General features: G+C 68.6%; 9 protein-coding genes and 1 pseudogene. 5 read left to right on the top strand and 5 right to left on the bottom strand.

Annotated elements, in window-relative coordinates; translation table 11 throughout:
- From BAY1663_RS21140 to BAY1663_RS21130, 4 genes are all read left to right on the top strand, one after another.
- Positions 1–635 (top strand): proton-conducting transporter membrane subunit (locus BAY1663_RS21140; protein ID WP_037044715.1); only part of this gene is annotated, 635 nt, incomplete at its 5' end.
- Positions 632–1,657, top strand: coding sequence for a complex I subunit 5 family protein (locus tag BAY1663_RS21135; RefSeq protein ID WP_256206922.1), 1,026 nt, complete (start codon positions 632–634; stop codon positions 1,655–1,657). The genes BAY1663_RS21140 and BAY1663_RS21135, both read left to right, overlap by 4 nt.
- Complete coding sequence (locus tag BAY1663_RS25555; protein WP_256206921.1) at positions 1,657–2,127, top strand: proton-conducting transporter membrane subunit; 471 nt, start codon at positions 1,657–1,659, stop codon at positions 2,125–2,127. Before BAY1663_RS21135 ends, BAY1663_RS25555 begins: the two co-directional genes overlap by 1 nt.
- Positions 2,124–3,773 carry a complex I subunit 5 family protein gene (locus BAY1663_RS21130; RefSeq protein ID WP_037044712.1) on the top strand — a complete coding sequence of 550 codons (1,650 nt, stop codon included), beginning with the start codon at positions 2,124–2,126 and terminating at the stop codon, positions 3,771–3,773. The genes BAY1663_RS25555 and BAY1663_RS21130 overlap by 4 nt, the downstream gene beginning before the upstream one ends.
- Before the next feature lie 7 nt (positions 3,774–3,780).
- Here the strand turns inward: BAY1663_RS21130 and BAY1663_RS21125 are convergent, their stop codons facing one another.
- From BAY1663_RS21125 to BAY1663_RS21105, 5 genes are all read right to left on the bottom strand, one after another.
- Positions 3,781–4,224 (bottom strand): ester cyclase, encoded by a 444-nt coding sequence (locus BAY1663_RS21125; RefSeq protein ID WP_037044709.1) that lies wholly within the window; start codon positions 4,222–4,224, stop codon positions 3,781–3,783.
- An 83-nt stretch (positions 4,225–4,307) separates the two neighbouring features.
- Positions 4,308–5,705 (bottom strand): ATP-binding protein, encoded by a 1,398-nt coding sequence (locus BAY1663_RS21120; RefSeq protein WP_037044707.1) that lies wholly within the window; start codon positions 5,703–5,705, stop codon positions 4,308–4,310.
- The gene (locus tag BAY1663_RS21115; RefSeq protein ID WP_037044706.1) at positions 5,702–6,379 is read right to left on the bottom strand and encodes a response regulator; all 678 of its coding nucleotides are present in this window, start codon (positions 6,377–6,379) and stop codon (positions 5,702–5,704) included. The genes BAY1663_RS21120 and BAY1663_RS21115 overlap by 4 nt, the downstream gene beginning before the upstream one ends.
- Before the next feature lie 59 nt (positions 6,380–6,438).
- A complete protein-coding gene (locus tag BAY1663_RS21110) occupies positions 6,439–7,041 on the bottom strand; it encodes an outer membrane beta-barrel protein (RefSeq protein WP_037044705.1) in 603 nt (200 codons plus the stop codon).
- Between the two features lie 227 nt (positions 7,042–7,268).
- Positions 7,269–7,853, bottom strand: coding sequence for a response regulator transcription factor (locus BAY1663_RS21105; protein ID WP_037044718.1), 585 nt, complete (start codon positions 7,851–7,853; stop codon positions 7,269–7,271).
- Positions 7,854–8,114: 261 nt separating this feature from the next.
- Here BAY1663_RS21105 and BAY1663_RS21100 point away from each other — a divergent pair.
- Positions 8,115–8,974, top strand: a pseudogene (locus BAY1663_RS21100) (OPT/YSL family transporter); the annotation flags it as partial.

The raw sequence follows: 8,974 nt of genomic DNA, 5'->3' as shown, positions 1-8,974 counted from the left end.
CCGGGGCGCTGTTCGGCGCGGCCGGTGTGCTGGCGCTGCTCGCCGGAGGCTGGTCGGCGCTGCGCGCGCCGCGGCTGAAGAGCCTGGTGGCCTATTCCACGGTGGCCCAGCTCGGCTATGCGCTGCTCGCCCTGGGCCTGCTGCTGCGCCTCGAGGAGCCGCGTCTGCATGCGGCGCTGTGGCTGTTTGTGCTGACCCATGGGTTGGCCAAGGTGTCGATGTTCCTCGCCGCCGGCGAACTGCAGACCATTCTCGGCAGCACCCGTGTGCAGGGCATGAAGGGCGCGAGTCAGAACGTGCCGGTCGCGCTGACGGCCTTCGCCGTGGCCGGCGGCAGCCTGATCGGCCTGCCGCCCAGTGGTGGCTTCCTGGCCAAGTGGCTGCTGTTGCAGCCGCTGTTCGAACGTCCCCAGCACTGGCCCTGGGTGCTGGCGGTACTGCTCGGCACGCTGATGTCCGCAGCCTACGTGTTCCGCGTGCTGGCCCACGGCTTCGACCGTGTGCGGCCGAATCCGCCGAGCATTCATCCGGATCGTCTGGCGCAGTGGCTGGCGCTGCTGCCGGGGTTGCTGGTGTGGAGCCTGGCGCTGATCAGCGAACCGCTGCTGCTCTGGCTCGGCGGGCTCGGCCAATGAACTGGAACAGCGTGCTGCCCCTGGGCATCGTGCTCAGCTCGCTGCTGCCGGGGCTGGTGATCTTCGCCCTGCGGGAAGACCAGCAGCGCCTGCGGGTGAGCCTCAACCTGCTCGGGGTGACGCTGAAGCTGCTGCTGGTCGGCGGCATGCTCTACGGCGTCAGCCAGGGGGTGGGGTTCCGCTTCAGCGTGCCGCTGCTGCCCGGTGCCGCGCTGGTCTTGCAAGGCGATGCGCTGTCGCTGCTGTTCGTCGCGCTGTCGTCGCTGCTGTGGGCGATGACCACTGTCTACGCCATCGCCTACCTGGAGGATTCGCCGCTGCGCTCGCGCTTCTTCGGCTATTTCAGCCTGTGCGTCAGTGCCACCGTGGGGGTGGCGCTGGCGGGCAACCTGGTCAGCTTCCTGCTGTTCTACGAGATGCTGACCCTGGCCACTTTCCCGCTGGTGGTGCACCGTGGCACGCCGGAGGCGCTGCGCGCCGGGCGCATCTACCTGGCCTATACGGTGGGCGGCGGCGCGCTGGTGCTGATGGGCGTGGCGCTGTTGCACAGCCTGGCCGGCACCCCGGACTTCCAGGCGGCCGGCTATCTGCTGGAGCGGGTGGGCGAACATGACGTGGCGCTACGCGTGGCGTTCGTCCTGCTGATCCTCGGCCTCGGGGTGAAGGCGGCGCTGATCCCGCTGCACGGTTGGCTACCCCAGGCGATGGTGGCGCCGGCACCGGTCAGCGCGCTGCTGCATGCGGTGGCGGTGGTCAAGGCGGGCGCCTTCGGTATCGTGCGGGTGGTCTACGACGTGTTCGGCGCCGAGGCGCTGACCCGCCTGGAGCTGGCCGGCCCGCTGCTCTGGCTGGCGGCGGCGACCATTCTCTATGGCTCGCTGCGTGCGCTGCAGCAGCAGGAACTGAAGAAGCGCCTGGCCTATTCGACCATCAGCCAGGTGTCCTACGTGACCCTCGGCGTGGCGCTGCTCGGGCCGATCGCCGCGATCGGCGGGCTGGTGCATCTGGTGCACCAGGGCTGATGAAGGTGACGCTGTTCTACTGCGCCGGCAATTTCTCCGAGACCCTCGGCATCCACCGTATCCGCGAGATGGACGGCGTCGGCCGGCGCATGCCCTGGAGCATGGCGGCGTTCACGGTCGGCGCGCTGGGCATGATCGGCATCCCGCCGATCGCCGGTTTCATCAGCAAGTGGACGCTGGGCCTCGGCGCGCTGCAGGTCGGGCAGGCCTGGGTGCTGCTGGTGCTGCTCGGCTCGGCGCTGCTCAATGCGGCCTATTTCCTGCCGCTGCTCTGGCGTGGCTGGTTCGCCGAGCCGGCGCGCTGGCCCAAGGACCGCTGGGCCGGCGAACGTCTCGAAACCCATTGGATGCTGCTGCTGCCGCCGTTGCTCACCGCGCTGCTGTCGCTGCTGGTCGGCCTGCTGGCCGCCACCGCGGTGAGCCCGCTGGGCTGGAGCCAACTGATCGTCGAGCGGGAGTTCGCCTTGTGAGTGCCTGGCTGTGGCTGCTGGTGCCGGCGACGCCGCTGCTCGCCGCGCTGGTGCTGGCGTGGCTGGGCGCGCGGGTTGCGCCCTGGCTGTGGTTGAGCTGCCTGCCGGCGCTGCTGGCGGTATGGCTGCCGCCGCCGACGCTGGAGTTGCTCTGGCTATGGGAAGGCGTGCGCTGGGGCGCGAGCGATAGCCTGACCCGCGCCTGGCTGGGCTTTTCCGCGGTGCTCTGGAGCTGCGCCGCGAGCTTCGCCAGCAGCAGCGTCGCCGACACCCGGCGCCTGCGCTTCTGGATGTTCTGGCAACTGGCGCTGGCCGGCAACCTGCTGCTGGTGATCGCCACCGATGCGCTGAGCTTCTACCTCGGCTTCAGCGTCATGAGCCTGTCGGCCTACGGGCTGGTCGTTCACCGTGGCGGACCGGGGCCGCGTCGTGCCGGCCGGCTCTACCTGCAGCTGGCGATCTGCGGCGAGATACTGCTGCTGGCGGGGTTGCTGCTGCGCAGCCACGCGGGCGGCAATTCGTTCGATTTCGCCAGCTGGCAGGCGCAGCCGGTCGACAGCCTGAGCCTGGCGTTGCTGCTGCTCGGCCTGGGCCTCAAGGCGGGGTTCTGGCCGCTGCACGTGTGGTTGCCGCTGGCCCACCCCGAAGCGCCGGCACCGGCCAGCGCGGTGCTTTCCGGGGCAATGCTCAAGGCCGGCTTCCTCGGCCTCTGGCGCTGCCTGCCGGAAGCCGACCCGACGCTCGCGGCCTGGAGCGCGCCGCTGCTCGGGGTTGGTTTCTGCGGTGCGCTGTATGCCGCGCTACTGGGGCTGTGCGCCGGCAAGACCAAGGCGGTGCTGGCGTATTCCTCGGTGAGCCAGATGGGCCTGATGCTGATGATCCTGGCGCTGGCCTGGAGTCCCGGCACGCCGGGCGCGGCGCTGTTGCCGGCGCTGGTGCTGTTCGGCGTGCATCACGGCCTGGCCAAGGGCGCATTGTTCCTGGCCGCCGGGCTGCTTCATGACAGCCGCCTGCCGCGCCCTGCCTGGGTGCTGCCGTGGTTGCCGGCGTTGGCGCTGCTGGGCGCGCCATTCACCAGCGGCGCGGCGGTGAAAGCGCTGCTCAAGGACGCCTGGCAGGCCAGCGCCTTCGCCGCCTGGGCGCCCTGGCTGAGCCTTTCCAGCGTCGCCACCGCGCTGCTGTTGCTGCGTGCGCTGTGGCTGATGCAGCGCGACCAGCGGCAGGCGCCGCGGCGGCGTCCGCCTGCGGCCCAGTGGTTGCCCTGGACGCTGCTGAGCATGGCGCCGGTCGTGCTGCCATGGGCCTGGCCGGCGCTGCGCGAACCCTTGCTGGCCAGCGTGTACCCGGGTGCTCTCTGGAAAGCGCTGTGGCCGTTGCTGGCGGCGCTGGGCCTGGCCGGGCTGGCCCTGTGGCGTGGCTGGCGGTCGCCGGCGCGCCTGGCCAGGTTGCCGAACCTGGCGCTGTGGTGGTCGCTGGCCCTCACCCGGGTGCTGCGCAACCCGCCGTTTCCCGAGCCGGCCATTCGCCTCGACAAGGCCCGCTGGCGCCGCCGCGAACGGCGCTGGAACCGTCTCTGGGAGGGCGGCACGCTGACCATCAGCGCCTGGCTGCTGGTGGGGTTGCTCTGGCTGGGCTGGCTCTGGTGAGCAGCTGTTAGGGCAAGGCTTTTTCGGCGAAGGGGCGCGTCTCCAGGCCCAGCTGCGCGCGGAAGCTTTCCATGTCGAACATGGTGCAGATTTCCTGGATCTGCCTGGCCGGGGTCAGGGTCCAGAAGGCCATGGCGGAAATGCTCACGACCTTGTCGCTGGGCGGATAGCCGAACGCGGGGCGCTCGATGGTGCCGATCAGGGTGCTCCAGGTGACCACCTTGTTGCCCTCGGCGATGCACTCCTCGACGGCCACTTCCAGGTCCGGCATGGCGTGGCGGATCTGTCGGATCATGTCGAGAAAGGCGGCGCTGTTCAATGGCCGGCCGGCGAACGAGCTCTTGTAGAGAAAGTCCTTGCTGTGCAGTTGCTCGGCCAGGGCCATGTGCCCGCGGTTCCAGGTCAGGTCGATGTGCTGGCGGGCCAGTTTCTTGCGGTCGTCCAGTGACATGCATGCGCTCCGCTGTTCCTGTTGGGGGGTGATCGAGTGTGCACTCTAGCAGTGCCTCGGCCCTTGCGGGAGCGCTGGCGGAGTCAGTCGTTGTCGAGCCTGATGCGGAAGGCGGCGCCGCCGAGCGGCGATTCGTCGAGGCTGAGTTCGCCGCCGTAGCTGTCGAGGATGTCCTTGACCACGGCCAGGCCGATGCCCTGGCCGGGATGCCGGGCGTCGAGGCGTTCGCCGCGGCGGATGATGCGCGCGCGCTGGTCGGGTGGCACGCCCGGGCCGTCATCCTCGACGTCGAGCAGCAGTTCGCCAGCGCTGCTCGTCGCGCTGACGCGAACCTGTCGCAGGCACAGGCGGTAGGCGTTCTCCAGCAGGTTGCCGAGCAGTTCCATCAGCGCGCCCTGTTCCATCGATACCAGGCAGTCGTCCGCCAGGCGCAGTTCGACCTGCACCTGCTTGTCGCGGTAGACCTTGTCCAGCGTGCTGCACAGGCTGTGCAGCAGCGGTTGCAGTTCGACGCGGTGGCGCACCAGGCCGCTCTTGCCGAGGCTGGCGCGCTGCAGCTGGTAGCCGATCTGCTGGCTCATGCGCTCGATCTGCGCGTGCATCACCTGTGCCTGCTCGCGGCTCTGCGGCTGGCCGCAGAGGCTTTCGCCGACGCCCTGCAGCACGCTGAGCGGGGTCTTCAGGCTGTGCGCCAGGTCGCCGAGGGAATTGCGGTACTGCTCGCGCTGGTGCCGCTCGCCGTCGAGCAGGCGGTTCAGCGAGCGGGTCAGGCGCAGCAGCTCGCGCGGGTGCCGGTCGCTGAGGTGCTCGCGGCGGCCGGCCTCCACTTCGTCGAGCTCGGCGCTGACCCGCCTGAGCGTGCGAAAACCCCAGGTCAGGCCGAGCCAGAGCAGCGCCAGCAGCACCAGCAGGCCGCCGCCGAGCCACAGGTAGAGTTGGCGGCGGAATTCCTCGTAGAGGCTGCGGTATTCGCTGGTCGGCTGCATGGTGACGAAGCTGAAGGCGGTGTCTTGGTTGCCGGGCAGGTATAGTTCGACGTCGTAGACGAAGTATTCCAGGCCCTCGGCGTCGCGCACGCGGAGGAACTCGGTGACCCCGCCCTGGTAGCGCGGGCGGTAGTCGATGCGCTCGTCGGCCGCCGAGCGCGAGCGCCAGAGCAATTCGCCGCGCTGGTCGAAGATGAAGCCGAGCAACTGGGCATCCGGCAGGTCGAATTCCTCGTCCGGCAGCCGCTCGGGCATTTCCAGCCGCCCGCTTTCCAGCTGCGCGGCGCTGATCAGGGTGCTGGCGTCGGCGGCCAGGCGCTGCTCGATGACCTTTTCGAAGGTCAGGCTGAAGGCGCCCTGCAGCAGCGGCAGCAGCGCCAGCATGAACAACGCCGCGAGGCTGGCGGCGCCGAGCATCAGGCGCAGGCGCAGTGACATGGCGCCGCCGCGGCGGCTGCCGATGCGTGCCCGCAGCCGGCGCCAGCGACGGTTCATCGGCAGCGCTCGGTGAACAGGTAGCCGAGGCCGCGCACGGTCTCGATCGGCTTCATCGCGCAGCGGGCCTCGAGCTTGCGCCGCAGCCGGCCGACCAGTACCTCGATCACGTTGGGATCGCGCTCCTCGTCGCCGCTGTAGAGCTGTTCCATCAGCCGTTCCTTGGCCACCACCTGCTGCTGGTGGCGCATCAGGTATTCGAGGATGCGGTATTCGTAGGCGGTCAGCGCCAGCGGTTCGCCATGGGCGCTGGCCTGCTTGCGGTTGAGGTCGAGCTTCAGCGGGCCGGCCTCGATGCTTGCCTGGGTGAAGCCGCAGGAACGCCGCAGCAGCGCATTCAGGCGCGCCTCCAGTTCCTCGAACTGGAATGGCTTGACCACGTAGTCGTCGGCGCCGGCGGCCAGGCCTTCGACCTTGTCCTGCCAGTTGCCGCGCGCGGTGAGGATGAGGATGGGGAAGCTGCGGCCGCGGCTGCGCAGCTGGCGGATCAGGTCCAGGCCGCTGATGCCCGGCAGGCCGAGGTCGATGATGGCGAGGTCGTAGTTGAATTCGTGGCTCTGGTACAGGGCCTCTTCGGCGTTGGGCACGGCATCGACGACGTGGCCGCTCTCGCCGAGGCGGGTCTGCAAGTGGTGGCGCAGCAGCGCCTCGTCTTCCACCACCAGCACCTTCATGTTGGCTGCGCTCCCTGTATGGACGGCCGGGCGGCCCGGCCGTCGTTCATCGTTATTCTTCAGAAGTGATAGTTCAGCCCGAGATAGGCCTGCTTGCTGCTGTGCAGGTCGATCGAGCCGAGCTTGCCGACGCCGCGCTCGGCCACTTCGGTGCCGGCGTTGCTGCGCAGGTAACGGTAACCGGCCTCCACCGAGACGTTATCGGCCAGCGTCTGCAGGATACCGGCCTGCAGGCCGACCAGGTAGCCGATGTCGCTGTCGCGGCTGTAACCGCGCGATTCGTGCTCCAGCTTGGTCAGGCCGGCGCTGGCGCCGCCGAACAGGCGGGTGCTGTCGCCCAGCGGGAGGAACAGGTCGTAGCTGCCGATCAGGTTCTGCTGACGCAGCTTGAGGGTGCTGCCGTAGTCGTCGGAGACGTTCTCGTAGGTCAGGTAGTAGCGGCCTTGGTCGGTCATCTGGCCGCCGCGTACGCCCCAGGTGCCGCTGTTCTTGATCACGTCATCGAAGCGATCTTGCCCCATGTTCTGTTTCAGCGAGCCGGAACGGTCGATGTTGACGGTACTCTCGCCCCAGGTGATGCCGGCGAAGTTTTCCGCGGCATGGGTGCCGAGGCTGAAGAGTCCGAGGGACGTGGCGATGGCCAGAGTGTGCAGTGTTTTCATCGGTGACTCCTTTTCAGGCAGCGGGTTACTGACGGCCCCTAGCCTGAACGGTGATCACTGAACCTCGACTGAATCCCGCCTGAACCTGCGCTGAACGAGTGCTGGATGGCCCGCCGGCGGTCGCTTGGCGAGCGAAGCGGAGCCGCGGCCAGGCACTCTACCCGGCAGGCAGCTGTTTCGTTCAGCGGGTTGCCCTACCTTTTCTGTTCGTTCGGAAGAAGCTGCGATCAGGCGCGGCACGACTCGTCCCAATCGAGGCGGCTGCGCAGCAGATACGCCGCTTCGGCTCGATTGGAGGCGCCGATCTTGCGCAACAGGTTGTGGATGTGGCTCTTGATGGTGTGCGGGCTCAGGCACAGCTGTTCGGCGATCTCGGCGTTGGACAGGCCCTTGCCGGCCAAGCTGAGGATTTCCCGTTCACGCAGGGTCAGGCTGGTCTTGGTTTCGGCGAGCTGGCGCATCCGTCGCCACTGCCCGAGCAGGCGTTCGGTGAGCACGCGCGGCAGCCAGTCGCCGCCTTCGAGCAGCACGCGGATGCCTTCGAGCAGGTGCTCGCGGGTGGCGTGGCTGTAGAACACGCCGCGAATCACCGGGTGCTTGTCCACCAACTGCTCGGCCTGCTCGGGCACGATGTTCACCAGCGCCACCGGCGTGTGCTCGTCGAGTTGGTCGATCACGCTGGAAATCTGTTCGGCCTGGCTGTGCCCGGCGTCGACCAGGAACAGATCGGCACCGCGATGCTGGCGGGATTCCAGCCCGGCCAGGGAGACTTCGAGCTGCGCCTGCTCGCCGAGGAAATGGCGAAAGAACAGCCCCAGCAGCTCATTGCCGGTCAGGAGGGTGACAGTCGGGGAGGGAGGGTCCCGGGTAAGATCCGCGTCCATGTTCGGTACCTAGGCAGTCGGGCATGAATGATGAAATCGATGAAAAAGTTACTAAACGACCAGCACCTTGCGGCGAAGTTCAGCTGCGTATCGGCGAACGCTCATTATCCCGGGCGAGCGTGCGCCGCTCGGCCGTGATCGGGGGGCGCCGTCCTGGCAGCTGCGCGTTTTTGCACTAAGGTTGGGGGCATGAGTGTGATCGCTTCTCGCGTGCAGCCGCGTGAACTCAGCCTGCGCGCGCTGGCGACCGGGCTGCTGCTGGGCGCCTGCTGACGCCCTCGAACGTCTACTCGGGGCTGAAGATCGGCTGGTCGTTCAACATGTCGATCATCGCCCTGCTGATCGGCTTCGCCCTCTGGCGCAGCCTCGCGGCCGGCTTCGGCCTGCCGCGCTGGAGCCTGCTGGAAAGCAACATCAACCAGACCACCGCCTCGTCCTGCGCTTCCATCGTCTCCGGCGGGCTGGTGGCGCCGATCCCGGCCTACACGCTGCTCACCGGCCAGCAGCTGGACAGCCTGGCGCTGATGGCCTGGGTGTTCTCGGTGAGCTTTCTCGGCATCTGGGTGGCCTGGTACCTGCGCCCGTCGCTGATCGTCGAGTCCAGGCTGCGCTTTCCCGAGGGCATGGCGACGCTGGCGACCCTGCAGCAGATCTACAGCCATGGCGCCGAGGCCGGCCGCCGCTTGTGGGTGCTGGGCGGTGCGGCGCTGCTTGCCGCCGGTGCCAAGTTGAGCGACGTCTTCCTCTGGGCGTTGCCGCGCTGGGCGCCGTCGGCGCAGCTCGAGCGCTTGACCTTCGCCGTCGAGCCGTCGCTGCTGTTGCTGGGCTTCGGCGGCATCATCGGTCTGCGCGTCGGCCTGTCGCTGTTGCTCGGCGCCGTGCTGGCATGGGGCTGCTCGCACCCTGGCTGCTGGCCGAGGGTTGGTGCGGCTGCCGTCCGCGGCGCAAGGGCCGCAGTTCGCCGTGTTCGTCGAATGGCTGCTGTGGCCGGGCGTCAGCCTGATGGTCTGCGCCACGCTCACCGCGCTGGGGCTGCGCCTGTGGCGCGG

Source organism: Pseudomonas sp. BAY1663, assembly GCF_000582595.1.
GTDB classification, from domain to species: domain Bacteria; phylum Pseudomonadota; class Gammaproteobacteria; order Pseudomonadales; family Pseudomonadaceae; genus Stutzerimonas; species Stutzerimonas stutzeri_AF.
The sequence above is the reverse complement of the archived record's forward strand: the minus strand, read 5'-3'. Positions and strand labels throughout refer to the sequence as shown.

Bases quoted from the DNA above. Each gene is read 5' to 3' on its own strand.
- BAY1663_RS21135 (WP_256206922.1), top strand. From the start codon at position 632: ATGAACTGGAACAGCGTGCTGCCCCTGGGCATCGTGCTCAGCTCGCTG.
- BAY1663_RS25555 (WP_256206921.1), top strand. From the start codon at position 1,657: ATGAAGGTGACGCTGTTCTACTGCGCCGGCAATTTCTCCGAGACCCTC.
- BAY1663_RS21125 (WP_037044709.1), bottom strand. From the start codon at position 4,224: ATGTCACTGGACGACCGCAAGAAACTGGCCCGCCAGCACATCGACCTG.
- BAY1663_RS21120 (WP_037044707.1), bottom strand. From the start codon at position 5,705: ATGAACCGTCGCTGGCGCCGGCTGCGGGCACGCATCGGCAGCCGCCGC.
- BAY1663_RS21115 (WP_037044706.1), bottom strand. From the start codon at position 6,379: ATGAAGGTGCTGGTGGTGGAAGACGAGGCGCTGCTGCGCCACCACTTG.
- BAY1663_RS21110 (WP_037044705.1), bottom strand. From the start codon at position 7,041: ATGAAAACACTGCACACTCTGGCCATCGCCACGTCCCTCGGACTCTTC.